This is a genomic window from Streptomyces sp. NBC_00690, from assembly GCF_036226685.1.
Taxonomy (GTDB): domain Bacteria; phylum Actinomycetota; class Actinomycetes; order Streptomycetales; family Streptomycetaceae; genus Streptomyces.
The window spans coordinates 7,488,612-7,504,267 of record NZ_CP109009.1; the positions used below are offsets into that span (position 1 = coordinate 7,488,612).

At 73.3% G+C, this 15,656-nt stretch carries 5 protein-coding genes; all 5 read right to left on the bottom strand.

What is annotated here, in order from left to right; genetic code table 11:
- Window positions 1-117: 117 nt before the first annotated feature.
- The 5 genes from OID54_RS32545 to OID54_RS32565 all read right to left on the bottom strand — a co-directional run bounded on the left by OID54_RS32545 (window position 118) and on the right by OID54_RS32565 (window position 15,595).
- Complete coding sequence (locus OID54_RS32545; protein WP_329025439.1) at window positions 118-5,409, bottom strand: condensation domain-containing protein; 5,292 nt, start codon at window positions 5,407-5,409, stop codon at window positions 118-120.
- 10 nt (window positions 5,410-5,419) lie between these two features.
- Window positions 5,420-7,234 (bottom strand): non-ribosomal peptide synthetase, encoded by a 1,815-nt coding sequence (locus OID54_RS32550; RefSeq protein ID WP_329025440.1) that lies wholly within the window; start codon window positions 7,232-7,234, stop codon window positions 5,420-5,422.
- 5 nt (window positions 7,235-7,239) lie between these two features.
- Window positions 7,240-8,274 (bottom strand): TauD/TfdA family dioxygenase, encoded by a 1,035-nt coding sequence (locus tag OID54_RS32555; protein WP_329025442.1) that lies wholly within the window; start codon window positions 8,272-8,274, stop codon window positions 7,240-7,242.
- 134 nt (window positions 8,275-8,408) lie between these two features.
- Complete coding sequence (locus OID54_RS32560) at window positions 8,409-9,218, bottom strand: thioesterase II family protein (protein ID WP_329025443.1); 810 nt, start codon at window positions 9,216-9,218, stop codon at window positions 8,409-8,411.
- Entirely contained in the window at window positions 9,215-15,595 is a 6,381-nt protein-coding gene (locus OID54_RS32565; protein ID WP_329025444.1) for a non-ribosomal peptide synthetase, read from the bottom strand. Before OID54_RS32565 ends, OID54_RS32560 begins: the two co-directional genes overlap by 4 nt.
- Window positions 15,596-15,656 lie beyond the last annotated feature (61 nt).

Consider the following 15,656-nt stretch of genomic DNA (forward strand, 5'->3'; position numbering starts at 1 on the left):
CAACGGCTCAGAGCACCTGGGCAGTCCGTCCGCCGAGCCCGCGGCTCACCGCCCTCGGCGCGGCCGGGCCACAACGGCCCATGGCACCCGGGCAGCCCCTCCACCGGGCCCCCGGGCTCACCGCGCCCGGCGCGCCCGCCTCCTCAGCGCCGGAACCGCCGGCGGTACCGGCGCCGCTTCCAGCAGCGCCGCCAGCGCCGTCGGCGTCGGGTGCCGGAACACATCCCGCAGCGTCAGCTCCCGGCCCAGCTCCGTCCGGACCCGGTTCAGCAGTCGCACCGCCAGCAGCGAATGCCCGCCCGAGCGGAAGAAGTTAGCGTCCTCCGTCACCTCCTTGCCGTCGAGCACCTCCCGGAACAGGGCCAGCACCAACGGCAGCCGCCCGTCGCCGGGGGACGGCTCCCCGGGGCCCGGCGGGCGGTCGCCACCGGGCCGTGTCACCGTCACCACCCCCGGCACCGCGTACTCCGGCAGCCGTTCCGCCGCCCACGACTGCGCACCCGCCTCCGTGACCTCGCCCGTCAGCCGGGCCACGAGCCTCCCCTCGTCGAGTACCACCTCCGCGCTGTCGACCCCGGGCTGCGCCCCGAGGACGTCCCGGACATGCCCGAGGTCGATCCGGTAGCCAGCGACGGTGCCGTAGGGCCCCGTCCCCGGCAGTCGGTGCCCGTCCGGAAGCGCCCCGATCCGGACCTCCGGATCGGCAGCGAACAGGGCCAGCGCACCAGTCAGAAGGGCGCCCAGGTGCTCCGCCCCGGCCTCCGCATACAGATCCGTGGCGTACTCCAGGACACCGTCCAGACCGCCGTGCCCGGCGCCCCCCGTCAGCGCGAACGTCAGGTCCGCCTTCGCGGTCGACGAGCCGTGGGGCAGCACCTCACCGGCCAGCGGCCCGTCCGACCCACCGCCTCCCGCCCCGCCGCCGTCCGGCTCCGGGTCCACCCGCAGCATCACCTGCGCCAGCGGGTGATGGGCCGACGAGCGGTGCGGGTTGAGGTGTTCGACGACGAGGTCGAAGGGCACGTCCTGGTGGGCGTACGCCGCCAGATCGGCCTCCCGGACCCGTCGCACCAGCTCGCTGAAGGACGGGTCGCCCGAGGTGTCGGTGCGCAGGACCAGGGTGTTGACGAAGAAGCCGACGAGACCGTTGAGTGCCTGGTCGTCCCGGCCCGCGACGACCGTGCCGATCGCGAGATCGGGTCCGGCGTCGCAGCGCGCGAGCACGGCCGCGAGGGCCGCGTGGACCACCATGAAGAGGGTGCTGCCGGTGGAGCGGGCGATCCGTTCGAGACCGGCCCGCACCGGTCCCGGGACGGTGAATCCGGTGAGCGCGCCCCGCCCGGAGGGCACCGGCGGCCGGTGCCGGTCGGCGGGCAGGTCCGTCAGCGGCGGCAGCCCGGCGAGGGTCCGCTCCCAGAAACCGAGCCGCTCCTCCCGCCCGCCGCCGCTGAGGAGGTCCCGCTGCCAGAGCGCGTAGTCCGCGTACTGCACGGGCAGGGGCGCCCAGCCGGGCGCCGAGCCCGCGGCCCGGGCCGCGTAGGCGGTGGCGAGATCGGCGAGTAGGCAGTCGACGGACCAGCCGTCGGCCGCGATGTGGTGCAGCAGCAGGACGAGGGTCTGCCGCCCGTCGCCGCCGGAGGGCAGGAACAGCCAGGCCCGGAACGGCAGATCGCGCGCCAGGTCGAACACCTGGCCCGCCGCCTCGTCCGCGGCGGCCGCCGGATCGGCGGGGAAACCGAGCTCCAGCTGCGGCCGGGCCTCGTCCAGGACGAGCTGGTACGGCTCCCCGCCCTCGGTCCGGTAGACGGTCCGCAGCACCTCGTGCCGTTCGGCGACGTCGGCGAGCGCGGCGGCGAGCGCGGCCGGGTCCAGCGGCCGATGGAGCCTCCGTACCAGCGCGATGTTGTACGTGGCGGACGGCCCGTCCAGCTGGTCGGTGAACCACAGCCGCCGCTGGGCCGGGGAGAGCGGGATCCGCTCGGGCCGCCCGGCGCGGCGCAGCGCCGGCCGCTCCCCGGCGTCCGGGCCCACGGGGAGCCGTCCGTGCAGGGCGAGGGGCGTCGGTGCGAGGAACAGATCACGGATCCCGGTCTCCACGCCGAGAACCGCCCGGATCCGGTTGACCAGCCGGCTGGCCAGCCGCGAATGACCGCCGATACGGAAGAAGTTGTCACCGGGGCCGACCCGCGGCCGGTCGAGTACCTCCGCGAACAGACCGCTGAGCAGCTCCACCCGGGGGTGCCCCGTCTCTCCCGGCCCGCCCAGCTGTCCGGCTGCCGCTGCCGCCTCCGCCAGGGCGAGCCGCTCCCGGCGGGCCGCGAACCCCTCCGACTCCGCAGCGGTGACCAGCCCGAGCGCGGCGAGCGGTCGGCCGGCGTCCGCGGCGAACGCGGTGAGCGCCCGGCCGTACACATCGAGCAGCAGAGCGGCCGTGGGCTCGTCGAACACGTCCCGCGCATAGCCGAGGAGCAGCCGCAGTCCGCCGTCCGGTTCCTCCTCGCAGTGGAAGCTCAGATCGAACTTCGCCGCCCCCAGGTCGACGGACCCGGCATCGGCGGTCAGCGGGCCGAGCCGGACCGGGCCGGTACCGGCCGTCGCACCGGCGGTCCGCACGGTCAGCATCACCTGGAAGAAGGGGTGTTCGCCCAGGGCCCGTCCCACGGCCTCGCCCACCTGCTCGACCAGCAGTTCGAAGGGCAGGTCCTGATGGTCGAAGGCGGTGAGGTCGGTCTCCCGGACCCGGTCGACCAGCTCCGCGGCCGTGGGGTCGCCGGAGGTGTCGGCGCGCAGCACCAGGGAGTTGACGAAGCAGCCGACGAGATCGTGCAGGGCCTCATCGGAGCGCCCCGCGACCGGGGTGCCGACGGCGAGGTCGGTGCCCGCGCCGGCCGCCGTCAGGGCCGCGGCGAGGGCGGCCCGTACCACCATGAACAGGCTGGCGTTCCGCTCGCGGGCGAGCGCGGCCAGCCCGCCGGCCACCTCGGGGCCGAGACGGGCGCCGGCGGTGCCGCCGAGGCCGGTGGGTTCGGCGGGCCGGGGCCGGTCGTACGGCAGATCCGTCCGCTCCGGCAGTCCGTCCAGCGCCTTCCGCCAGTGGTCCAGGAGGGCGTCCGGTTCGGCGAGGAGATCTCGCTGCCAGAGGGCGTAGTCGGCGTACTGCACCGGCAGGGGTTCCCAGCCGGGTGCCCGGCCCGCGAGCCGGGCTGCGTAGGCGGTGTCCAGATCGTGCAGCAGCGGGGCGAGGGACCAGCCGTCGACGGCGATGTGGTGGACCAGCAGGACCAGGGCGCTGGGACCGGGTCCGCCGGTGGTGAACAGCGCGGCCCGCAGCGGTACTCCGTCCGTCGGGTCGAGCGGTGTCCGGCCGAACCCGGCCACCCGCCGGTCGAGTTCGTCCGGGCCCGCGCACGGGACGACGTCGAGAACGGGGGCGAAGTCCGCGACGATCCGCTGGTACGGCTCCCCGCCCAGCTGCGGATAGTCGGTGCGCAGCACCTCGTGCCGTCCGGCGAGATCGGCGAGGGCCGCGCCGAGCGCGACCGCGTCGGGCGTCCCGTCGAGCCGCAGCACGACCGGCGCGTTGTACCGGGCGGACGGGCCGTCGATCCGGGCCAGCAGCCAGAGCGCCCGCTGCGACGCGGACAGCGGCAGCCGCTCCGGCCGGGCCGGCTCCGGCACCTGCCGCGGTACGGGCCGGGGTGTACCGCCCGCCCGAGTCCGGGCGGCCTCGGTGAGCCGCCGGTGCAGGGCCGCGGGGGTGGGGGCCAGGAACAGATCCCGGATGCCCGCCTCCAGCCCCAGGACGGCCCGGATCCGGTTGACCAGCCTGCCCGCGAGGAGCGAATGCCCGCCGGTCCGGAAGAAGCTGTCGTCCGGTCCGATCCGGGGGCGGCCGAGGACCTCGGCGAAGAGCCCGCGGAGGATCTCCTCCCGGGGCGCGCCGGCATCGCGCCGCCCGGTCCGGGCGGCCGGCGGCGCGGGGGTGCGCCGGGCGACCGCCGCCGTGTGCCGGGCCGCCAGCGCGGCCCGCTCGTCCGCGGTGGCCAGCGACAGCGGGCCGAGCGGCCGCCCGGAGTCGTGGGCCAGGGCCTCCAGGGCCCGGACGAAGAGATCCAGCAGCAGTTCCGCCGTGGCCTCGTCGAACAGGTCGACCGCATAGCCGAGGGCCAGGTCGAGCCCGTCGGGGGAACCGTCGGGGGCCGCCCGTCGGGCGCAGAAGAAGGTCAGGTCGAACTTGGCGGCCGCCAGGTCCGCGGTGCCCGGGACACCGGTCAGCTCCGGCCCCAGCGGCACCGGCCCGGCAGACCGGGCGCCTTCCGGGCCCTCGGCGCCGTCGACGGTCAGCATCACCTGGAACAGCGGGTGGTGGCCGAGGGACCGTTCGGGCGCCAGCTCCTCCACCAGCAGCTCGAAGGGCAGGTCCTGGTGTTCGTACGCGATCAGATCGGCGTCGCGGACCCGTTCGAGGAGCGCGGCCGGACTCGGCTCGCCGGATACGTCCGTCCGCAGCGCCAGGGTGTTGACGAAGAACCCGACGAGCTCGTTGAGCTCCTCCTCGGGGCGGCCCGCGACCGGGGTGCCGATCACCAGGTCGGAGCCGCAGCCGGCCGCGGTGAGCGCGGCCGCCAGTGCGGTCCGTACCGCCATCGGAGCACTCGCCCCGTGCTCCCGGGCCACGGCCAGTAGCGCGCGGTGGGTGGCGGCCGGGACGTGCGCGGTCAGCGTCGCCCCGCGCCCGGACAGCTCGGCGGGCCGCGGCCGGTCCACGGGCAGCGGCATGAGCTCGGGCGCCCCGTCGAGGGCCCGCCGCCAGTGTGCGAGCTGCTCCGCCGCCAGGCTCCCCGGATCGCCCGGCGCGCCGAGCAGCTCCCGCTGCCAGAGCGCATAGTCGGCGTACTGCACCGGCAGGGGTTCCCAGCCGGGTGCCCGGCCCGCGAGCCGGGCCGTGTAGGCGGTGTCCAGATCCCGCAGCAGCGGGCGGACGGACCAGCCGTCGGTGGCGATGTGGTGCACGAGCAGCACCAGCACCGCACCGGCCGCACTGGTTCCGGTCTTCTCGGGGACGAACAGCGCGGCCCGCAGGGGGAGTTCGGCGGTGACGTCGAGGGGTTCCCGGACGAAGGCGGCCACCCGCGCGTCGACCGCGGTCGCCGGGCAGCGGACCACCTCCGGCGCGGGCAGCGCCGAAGCGTCCCGTACCTCCCGGCGGGGTTCCGCGTCCGGCCCGGCGGGCAGGACGGTGCGCAGCACCTCGTGCCGTTCGGCCAGATCGGCGAGGGCCGCGCCGAGCACCGCCGGGTCGGGCGTCCCGTCGAGCCGGAGCACCACCGGGGCGTTGTAGGCGGCCGAGGGGCCCGCCAGCCGTCCCAGGAACCAGAGACGGTGCTGGGCGAACGACAAAGGGTTCACGGCGATGTCCTCATCCGTCCTGGGCTGCGACGAGCCCGTCGATGTGCGCGGCCAGGTCCCGCAGCCGCGGATGGGCGTAGACGGCCTTCACCGGCAGGGCCACGCCCAGCTCGGACCGGACCCGCGACACCAGTTTGATGGCCAGCAGCGAATGGCCGCCCAGTTTGAAGAAGTTGTCGTCGGGGCCGACGGAGGACGCCCGCAGAACGGTCGTCCACACCTCGCCGATCAGCCGCTCCGAAGCCGAGAGACCGTCGTCCGCCCCGGCCGGAGCCGGGGCCCCGTAAGGCGGCGCGGGCAGCGCGGCCCGGTCCAGCTTGCCGTTGACGGTGGTCGGGAAGCGGTCCACGGCGACCAGTACGGCAGGCACCATGTACGCCGGCAGCGAAGCCTCCAGTAGCCCGGTGAGGGCCACTTCGGTCACCGGTGCCGCGGGCCGGTAGTAGCCGACGAGCCCCGGCGCGCCGTGGACGTCGTCACGGAGGACGACGACGGCCTCGGCGACGGAGCCGTGGGCGGTCATGACGGCTTCGATCTCGGGGAGTTCGATCCGGAACCCCCGCAGCTTCACCTGGCCGTCGGCGCGGCCGAGATAGCCGAGCCGGCCGTCCGGCAGCAGCCGTACCAGATCCCCGGTGCGGTACATCCGCCCGCCGAGCTCCGCGCCGGGGCCGGTGTCGGCGGTGAACCGGTCGGCGGTGAGCCCGGGGCGGCGCCGGTAGCCGCGGCCCACCCGGGGCCCGGCCAGATACAGTTCGCCGGTCCCGCCCGGGCCGACGGGCGCCAGCTTCTCGTCCAGCACCCGCATCCGCAGCCCGGGCAGTACGGCGCCGAGGTGCGGGGTCCCCCCGGCGACCGGTTCGATCCACCCGGCGGTGGCGTCCACGGTGCACTCGGTGGGGCCGTACAGATTGACGGCACGGACCGTGCCCGCGGCGGTCATTTCCGCGATCCGGGACCAGAGGGCGAGGCCGATCGCCTCACCACCGATCAGCAGGGTCAGCGGGCGCGGCCCGCCGTCGACGGAGAGCAGCTCCAGCAGCGGTTCGGCGTGCGAGGGCGTCAGGTCGAGATCGGTCAGGGCCTGCGCGTCGGCGAACGCGGCGAGCAGCGCGGGGTCGGCGCGCGTCTCGTCGTCGACCATGACGACGGTGTCGCCGCGGCAGACCCGAACCCACTGCTGCACGGAGGCGTCGAAGGACGGGGAGGCGTTCCAGCCCACCCGGGCGCCATCGCCCGCCGCGATCCCGGCGTCCTCCAGCTCGGCGAGGAGCCGGGCCGCGGCGCCCCGGCCGATCTCGACACCCTTGGGGCGGCCAGTCGAGCCTGAGGTGTAGATGACGTACGCGAGGCTGTCCGGGGCCACCGGGACCGGCCGGTAGGCGGGCGCGGCGGTGCCGCTGGCGAGCAGGTCCGCCAGGCCAAGCTGCGGCACCCCGGCCGGGAACGCGCCGTCGGGGCCGCCGTCCGGGGTGACGACGACATCGGCTCCGGAGTCCTCGACCAGATAGCGGCGCCGTCCGGCGGGCAGTTGGGGATCCACGGGAAGATAGGCGGCGCCTGCGGTGAGGGTGCCGATCAACGCGGTGACCAGCCCCGCGCCGCGCGGCAGGCAGAGCGCGACCACGGATTCGGGGCCCACGCCGTGCGCGGCGAGCCCGGCCGCGATCCGCATGGCGCCGGCGCGCAGTTCGCCGAACGTCAGCTCGCGGTCGGCGGCGACCACGGCGGTACGGCCGCCGGGGGCGGCGGCCAGCCGCTCCAGCAGATCGCGCGGCTGCGCGGAGGAGGGGGACGGGGTGCGCTCGGGCAGGACGGCGGTCATGGTCCTCACTCCCCGTGGACGGTGGTGGACGCCGGGCTGGCGGGCGAGCAGTCGGCGAGTGCGACCGGCTCGCCCATGGCGACGAGGATCTTCCGGTCGCCGGAGAAGGACTCCCGCCCGTGGGCGCAGAGGATGTTGTCCACCAGCATCAGATCGCCCTCCTGCCAGCTCTCCCGGACTGTGACCCGGTCGTAGACCTCGTTGACGGCGTCGACCTCGGCGTCCGTGAGCCGGGTGCCGTCGCCGAGATAGGTGTTGAACGGGAGTCCGTCCGGGCCGTACGTCTCCTCCAACACCTCGCGGACGTCCGGGTCGAGGGTGCGGCTGTTCCAGAACGCGAAGTGGTTGAACCAGACCCGCTCCCCGGTCACCGGGTGGGTGATGATCGCCGAGCGGCGCTGCCGGGTGACGAGGGAGTCGTCGTCCGCCCACTCGTATCCGATGGTGTTCTCGTCGCAATAGGTCTCGGCGACTGCCCTGTCCTCGGTCGCGAAGGTCGTGTACCAGGGCAGGCCGGCCAGTTCGGAGTAGTTGCGCACGAGCAGCCAGCCGGCCTTCTCGAACCGGGCGCGCAACCCCTCGGGGAGCAGTCTCAGCGCCTCCCGCATATCGCCGACGGTGGTGGCGCCGTCCTCCTCGGGCGCGGTGATGCAGCCGAAGAGCAGCACTCCCGGGAAGTCGAGGGTGTAGCTGTTCTCGTTGTGCAGTCTGATCGGCTGGGCGGCCGGGAGGTCGGTGGAGGAGAACACCCCCTCGCCGAAGTCGGTGCGCGGGGTCGCCTTCTCCTTGTAGCCGGCCCGCTGTTCGATCAGGGCGTCGCGGGCGGTCGCGAAAGCCGCCGCGTCATGGACCGGCAGCCCGCGCAGCAGCACCGCTCCGGAGCGGTGCAACTCCGCCTGGACGGCGGTCCGGTGCTCGGTCAGCCAAGCGGCCGCGGCCTCGATGGAGTCATGGCCGGGGGTGGTCACGACGGCGGGCCTGCCCGGCTCGCGGATCACGGTCAGGCCGCCCAGGGCGGGGGCGTCGGCGAAAGTCGTCATCGCAGGAGTCCTCTGCTTCGGGATAGGAAAGGGAACTGCTTCGGGATCGGAATGCGGAGTGGGAGCGGACGGGGAGCGGAAACCGGAAGGAGTACGGGAGAACGGAGAGTTCTCGGGGAACAGAGGCAGGCGCTTCAGGCGGCCGAGGCGGTGAGCCATCCGGACGCGGGCTCGGAACCATCCCCGAGTACGGTGCCGAGCAGGGCGAAGAAGGCGGGCAGCTGCTGCTGGAAGTAGAAGTGGCCGCCCGGCAGGGTGTGCGCCGCGAACCCGGCCTCGGTGATCTCGGCCCAGCGGTCCAGCGACGCGACCGGCACCACGGGGTCCCGGTCTCCGCCGATGACGGTGACCGGGCAGTCCACCGCGGCCTCTGCCACGGAGCACCGGTACACGTCGTCGATGGCGAAATCGGCCCGGATCGACGGGATGATGATCTCGCGCAGCTCGGGCTCGTCGAGGATCCCGTCGTCGGTGCCGCCGCGTTCCTTGATGGCGGCGACCAACTGGTCGTCGTCGAGCCGCTCCGGGTGCACGGCGCTGGGGTTCGGCAGGAACGGTGCCCGGCAGGCGGAGGCCACCAGGGCGCGGGCGGGCCGCCCGGCCGCGGCGAGCCGCCGTATCACCTCGAAGGCGACGAGCGAGCCCATGCTGTGACCGAGCACGACCAGGTCCTCCGGTAGATCGCCGGGGAGCGCCGCCGCCACGGGACCGGCCAGATCGGCGATGGTCGTGGGCAGTTCCTCGGCGTAGCGGGCGCCTCGGCCCGGGTACTGGCCGATCAGCAGCCGTACGTCCGCCGGGAGCCGGTCCCGCCAGTCGGCGTAGGCATGGGCGTTGCCACCGGCGTGCGGCAGCACCAGCAGCGCGGTCCGCTGCGGTCCGTCGCCGGGCAGGTCCCAGACGATGTCGTCGGCGTTGGGGAGGGGGGCGGTCCCGTCGGTCATGAGGTGATCCGTTCCTGGTCGGTGCGGCGGCGCAGGACGGGCCTGGCGCGGCGCGGTTCGGGGGCGGTCGTGGTGTCGGCCGGGCCGGTTTCGAGGTACGCGGCCAGTCGGGCGGGCGTCGGGTGCTGGAACACGTCCCGGAGGGTGAGCTTCAGTTCCAGGGCGCGGCTCAGGCGGTTGGCGAGCCTCGCGGCGACCAGGGAGTGGCCGCCGAGGGCGAAGAAGTCGTCGTCGGGGCCGGGCGGGACATCGGTCCCGAGGGCCTCCCCGAAGGCCGCGCAGACGGTCCGCTCCAGTGCGGTCCGCGGCGGCCGGCCGCCGGCACCGGCGGTCTTGGGCCGGGGCTTCGGCAGGGCGAGCAGAGCCTGTTTGTCGATTTTGCCGTTGGGGGTGAGGGGGAGTTGGTGGTGGGTGGTGATGTGGGTGGGGATCATGTGGTTGGGGAGGTGTTGGCGGAGGTAGGTGCGGATGTCGTGGGGTGTGGTGGTGGTGTTGGGGGTGGTGGTGATGTGGGCGGTGAGTTGGTTGTTGGTGTGGGTGGTGGTGGCTTGGGTGATGTGGGGGTGGGCGGTGAGGGTGTTTTCGATTTCGGTGGGTTCGATGCGGAAGCCGCGGATTTTGATTTGGGTGTCGGTGCGGCCGGTGTAGTGGAGGTTGCCGTGGGTGTCCCAGTGGGCTTGGTCGCCGGTGCGGTAGAGGCGGGTGCCGGGGGGTCCGTAGGGGTTGGGGGTGAAGCGGGTTGCGGTGGTGGTGGGTTGGGTGAGGTAGCCGTGGGCGATGCCGTGGCCGGTGAGGTAGAGCTCGCCGGTGGTGCCTGGGGGGACGGGTTGGAGGTGGTGGTCGAGGATGTAGGTGTGTTTGTTGGTGAGGGGTGTGCCGATGGGTGTGGGTTGGGTGGTGGGGTTGTTGGTGGGTTGGGGGATGGTGTGGGTGGTGGTGAAGCCGAGGGATTCGGCGGGTCCGTAGCCGTTGGTGATGGTGAGGTGGGGGTGGTGTTGTTGGAGGGTGTGGATGTGGGTGGGGGAGGCGGGTTCGCCGCCGGTGTAGACGGTGTGGGTGGTGGTGAAGGTGGTGGGGTGTTCGTCGGTGAGGTAGTTGAAGAGGCTGGAGGAGAGTTGGAGCATGGTGATGTGGTGGTGGGGGGTGAGGTGGGCGATGAGTGCGGGTTCGGGGCGTTGTCCGGGTTGGAGGATGGTGGTGCCGCCGTGGAGGAGGGCGCCCCAGAATTCGAGGCTGAAGGCGTCCCAGGAGACGGGTGAGCATTGGAGGAAGGTTTCGCTGGGGCCGAAGGTGCAGTAGGTCTGGCCGGTGATGGTGGAGGTCAGGTTCCGGTGGGAGGAGAGGATTCCCTTGGGGCGTCCGGTCGACCCAGACGTGAACATCACACAGGCGGAGTCGTCCCCCGTCAGCACCGATTCCGGGCGGCTCCCCGGCCGCGCCGCGATCGCCGGGGCTTCGGAGTCGACCCGTACCACCGGCCAGGGCCCGGGCACCCGTTGCGCATAGCCCTCCGTCGTGACCAGGGCCGTGATGCCGGCGTCGGCGGCGGTTTCGGTGAGTCTCAGATCGGGGTAGTCGGGGTCGAGGAGGGTGTAGGCGGCGCCGGTTTTGAGTACGGCGAGGATGCTGGTGGCCAGGGGGAGTGAGCGGTCGACGAGGATGCCTGCGAGGTCGCCGCGGCCTAGTCCGGTGGTGGTACGCAGGTGGTGGGCCAGCCGGTTGGCCTCGGTGTCGAGGCGGCCGTAGGTGAGGTGGTCCTCGCCGAAGACCACGGCGACCGCGTCCGGGCGGATCCGGGCCTGCTCCTCGAACCGCTCCGTCAGTGGCCGCTCGTCGACCGGAGCCGTCACCCCCGTCCACTCGTGCAACACGAGCCGCCGGTCCCGGGCGGACATCGGGTCCAGCCGGGACAGTTGAAGCTCCGGTGCGGCGACGGCCTGCTCCAGCGTCCGCCGTACCATCGCGACGATCCGCTCCGCGGAGGCCCGTTCGAAGACGTCGTCGCTGTAGAGCACCGTGCCCGCCAGCCCGTCCGGCTCGCCGTCGGCACCGCCCGTGTGCAGCAGGAACTCCAGGTCGAACTTGACCGCCCCGGTCACCACCGGCACGAGCGGCCCGCTCCGGACCCCGGGAAAGACGGGCGCCGGCGCCGGACCGCTCTCCACCGCCAGGCAGACCTGGAACAGCGGATGCCGGGCCAGTGACCGTTGCGGATTGACGGCCTCCAGGACGAGGTCGAACGGGGCGTCCTGGTGGGCGAAGGCATCCAGGTCCGTATCGCGGACCCGGCGCAGCAGCGCCCGGAACTCCGGATCGCCGGAGGTGTCCGTCCGCAGCACCAGCGTATTGACGAAGAACCCCACCAGCCCCGCCAGTCCGTTGTGCACACGGCCCGCCACGGGGGAGCCCAGCGGAATGTCGGTACCCGCGCCCAGCCGGGTCAGGGTGGCGGCCAGCGCCGCCTGCACCACCATGAAGGGCGTGCACCGTTCGGCGCGGGCCAGCCCGGCGATCCGGCGGCCGAGGTCCGCGCCGAAGTCCACCGCCACGGCACCGCCGCGCCCCCCGGCGGCCGGCGGCCGGGGCCGGTCGTGCACCAGGCCCAGCTCCTGCGGCAGCTCCGCGAGGGCCCGCCGCCAGTACGCGAGCTGCCCGTCCAGCACCGGACCGGTCAGTGCGGACCGCTGCCACAGCGCATGGTCGGCGTAGGCGAGGGGAATCGGCGCCGGGGCGGGGCTCCGTCCGGCGAGCCGGGCCGCGTACGCCGCCGAGAGGTCCGCGAACAGCGGACCCAGCGACTGCCCGTCCGTGGCGATGTGGTGCAGCAGCACCAGCAGCACGGCCGACTCCGGGCCGGTGCGCAGCAGCGTCACCCGCAGCGGAGCCTCCGCCGCGAGGTCGAAGACATGTCCGGCGGCGGCCGTCAGCTCCGGCTCCACCGCCTCTGGGGCGATGTCGCGGACCTCGAAGGGCGCCGCTCCCACCGGGTCCACCAGCTGGCAGGGTTCGCCGTCCATGACGGTGATCCGGGTCCGCAACGGTTCATGACGCTCCATCACATCGCGGACGGCGGCCCGTAGCGCGGCCGTGTCCAGCGGCCCTTCCAGCCGGACCGACAGGGGGACGTTGTAGGCCGTCCCACCGGCTTCGAGCCCGTTCACCAGCCACAGTCGTTGCTGGGCGAAGGACAGCGGAAGCCGCTCGGGCCGCGGTCCGGGGACCGCGGGCGGCGCCGGTGCGGCGCCCCGGCCGGTGAGCTCCGCAAGCTGTTCGGCGAGCCGGGCCGGGGTGGGCTGGCGGAAGACGTCGGGCAGGCCCAGCGGGGCGTCCAGCGCCGACGAGAGCCGGTTGGCGAGCTTGGCGGCGAGCAGGGAGTGGCCGCCGAGGGTGAAGAAGTCGGCGTCCGCGGACGGTGGTTCTGCGAGGTCCAGCACCTCCGCGAAGAGGGCGCAGACGATCTCCTCCAGCGGAGTGCTGGCCGTCCGTCCGCCCTCCTCGGCCGGGGGAGCGGCGAACCGGGACAGTGCGCGTTTGTCGATTTTGCCGTTGGGGGTGAGGGGGAGTTGGTGGTGGGTGGTGATGTGGGTGGGGATCATGTGGTTGGGGAGGTGTTGGCGGAGGTAGGTGCGGATGTCGTGGGGTGTGGTGGTGGTGTTGGGGGTGGTGGTGATGTGGGCGGTGAGTTGGTTGTTGGTGTGGGTGGTGGTGGCTTGGGTGATGTGGGGGTGGGTGGTGAGGGTGTTTTCGATTTCGGTGGGTTCGATGCGGAAGCCGCGGATTTTGATTTGGGTGTCGGTGCGGCCGGTGTAGTGGAGGTTGCCGTGGGTGTCCCAGTGGGCTTGGTCGCCGGTGCGGTAGAGGCGGGTGCCGGGGGGTCCGTAGGGGTTGGGGGTGAAGCGGGTTGCGGTGGTGGTGGGTTGGGTGAGGTAGCCGTGGGCGATGCCGTGGCCGGTGAGGTAGAGCTCGCCGGTGGTGCCTGGGGGGACGGGTTGGAGGTGGTGGTCGAGGATGTAGGTGTGTTTGTTGGTGAGGGGTGTGCCGATGGGTGTGGGTTGGGTGGTGGGGTTGTTGGTGGGTTGGGGGATGGTGTGGGTGGTGGTGAAGCCGAGGGATTCGGCGGGTCCGTAGCCGTTGGTGATGGTGAGGTGGGGGTGGTGTTGTTGGAGGGTGTGGATGTGGGTGGGGGAGGCGGGTTCGCCGCCGGTGTAGACGGTGTGGGTGGTGGTGAAGGTGGTGGGGTGTTCGTCGGTGAGGTAGTTGAAGAGGCTGGAGGAGAGTTGGAGCATGGTGATGTGGTGGTGGGGGGTGAGGTGGGCGATGAGTGCGGGTTCGGGGCGTTGTCCGGGTTGGAGGATGGTGGTGCCGCCGTGGAGGAGGGCGCCCCAGAATTCGAGGCTGAAGGCGTCCCAGGAGACGGGTGAGCATTGGAGGAAGGTTTCGCTGGGGCCGAAGGTGCAGTAGGTCTGGCCGGTGATGGTGGAGGTCAGGTTCCGGTGGGAGGAGAGGATTCCCTTGGGGCGTCCGGTCGACCCAGACGTGAACATCACACAGGCGGAGTCGTCCCCCGTCAGCACCGATTCCGGGCGGCTCCCCGGCCGCGCCGCGATCGCCGGGGCTTCGGAGTCGACCCGTACCACCGGCCAGGGCCCGGGCACCCGTTGCGCATAGCCCTCCGTCGTGACCAGGGCCGTGATGCCGGCGTCGGCGGCGGTTTCGGTGAGTCTCAGATCGGGGTAGTCGGGGTCGAGGAGGGTGTAGGCGGCGCCGGTTTTGAGTACGGCGAGGATGCTGGTGGCCAGGGGGAGTGAGCGGTCGACGAGGATGCCTGCGAGGTCGCCGCGGCCTAGTCCGGTGGTGGTACGCAGGTGGTGGGCCAGCCGGTTGGCCTCGGTGTCGAGGCGGCTATAGGTGAGGTGGTCCTCGCCGAAGACCACGGCGACCGCGTCCGGGCGGATCCGGGCCTGCTCCTCGAACCGCTCCGTCAGTGGCCGCTCGTCGACCGGAGCCGTCACCCCCGTCCACTCGTGCAACACGAGCCGCCGTTCGCTCCGGTCCATCAGTTCCAGCGCGGACAGCGGCTCCTCGGGCGCGGCGAGCGCGGTGCCCACGAACCGTACGAACCGGTCCTGGTGCGCGGCGACGGCGGCCGTGTCGCAGGACTCCGGCGCCGCGTCGAAGTCGATCCGCAGCCCGTCCTCCGGCCCCAGGTCGTAGACCGCGACCGTCAGCCCGTCCACCGGCCCGTTTCCCAGGTTGTGCTGGGTGGTCGGCACACCGAAGAACGGCATCCCCGGTGCGAACGCCATGATGTTCAGCTGTAGGGAGACTGGCGGCCGCCCGGGCGCGCCCTCCGGGCCCAACTCCTCGAACCGGGTCCGCTGCCGCCGCAGCCCCTGCCGGACTTCCGTCACCACCGCCCCCAGCAGCCCCGCCAGTGTGCCGCCCGCGGGCACCGGCAGCCGCAGCGGAATGATGTTCGACAGCATCGCCGGGGTGCTGCGGGCCGTCTCCCCGGTCCGCGCCCTCACCGGCAGCGCCAGCGTCAGCTCCTCGGCGTCCGTTCCGGAGGCCCGGTGGACGTAGGCAGCGACCAGGGCGATCACCGCCCTCGTCCACGGCGCCCCGTGCGCGCGGGCCATCTCCCGCAACTGCCGGGCGTACGGCGCGGGGAGGGTCACCGTACGCCGCACGAACGGCAGCGAACCGGGCGGTACGGGCGCCGAGCGCCCCCCGGCGATCCGCGCGGCCGGCGGCGGGTCCGCTGTCTTCGCGACCCAGTACGCCCGGTCCTCCGCCGCCTGCGGCGACTCCCGGTACCCGGTCTCCTCGGCGAGCAGCTCCGCCAGCGAACCGAACGGCGACGGACGCCACGGCCTCTCGGCCGCCGCGTCCTCGTACAGCTCCACCAGCCGGGCGCCCAGCAGAGACCGCCCGGCGCCGTCGATGACCAGATGGTGGAAACCGTGGAAGTAGAACCACAGCTTCTCACCGGCCTTCACCAGGGCGTGCCGGGTCAGCCAGTCCGCCGCCAGATCGAACGGGCGGGCGAGCTCGGCCGCCATCCAGCCGCGGGCCGCGGCGGCCGGGTCCTCGGCGCCGCTGAGGTCCACCAGTGCCAGTTCCCGGTCGCCCGGGTCGGCGTGCAGGGTCTGCCAGGGGCCGTCGCTGTCCGCGCCGACACCCCGGATCCGCATCGCGTCGGTCTCCACGGCGAGCTGCCGGAACGCGGCCCGGACCAGTTCCGGATCGACCCGGCCGCGCAGCTCCTGGTACTCGCCGATGTTGTAGCGCCGACCGGTCGGATCCAGCGTGTGGGCCAGCCAGATCTCGCGCTGGGCCGCCGACAGCGGCAGCCTGACGGATGCCTTGGGGGACATACGGTCGCTCCTCGGGGACGGGCCGGCGCGACGGGCTCGGCTCGGCGGATGCGGACCGGCC

Bases quoted from the DNA above. Each gene is read 5' to 3' on its own strand.
- OID54_RS32550 (WP_329025440.1), bottom strand. From the start codon at position 7,234: ATGACCGCCGTCCTGCCCGAGCGCACCCCGTCCCCCTCCTCCGCGCAG.
- OID54_RS32555 (WP_329025442.1), bottom strand. From the start codon at position 8,274: ATGACGACTTTCGCCGACGCCCCCGCCCTGGGCGGCCTGACCGTGATC.
- OID54_RS32560 (WP_329025443.1), bottom strand. From the start codon at position 9,218: ATGACCGACGGGACCGCCCCCCTCCCCAACGCCGACGACATCGTCTGG.
- OID54_RS32565 (WP_329025444.1), bottom strand. From the start codon at position 15,595: ATGTCCCCCAAGGCATCCGTCAGGCTGCCGCTGTCGGCGGCCCAGCGC.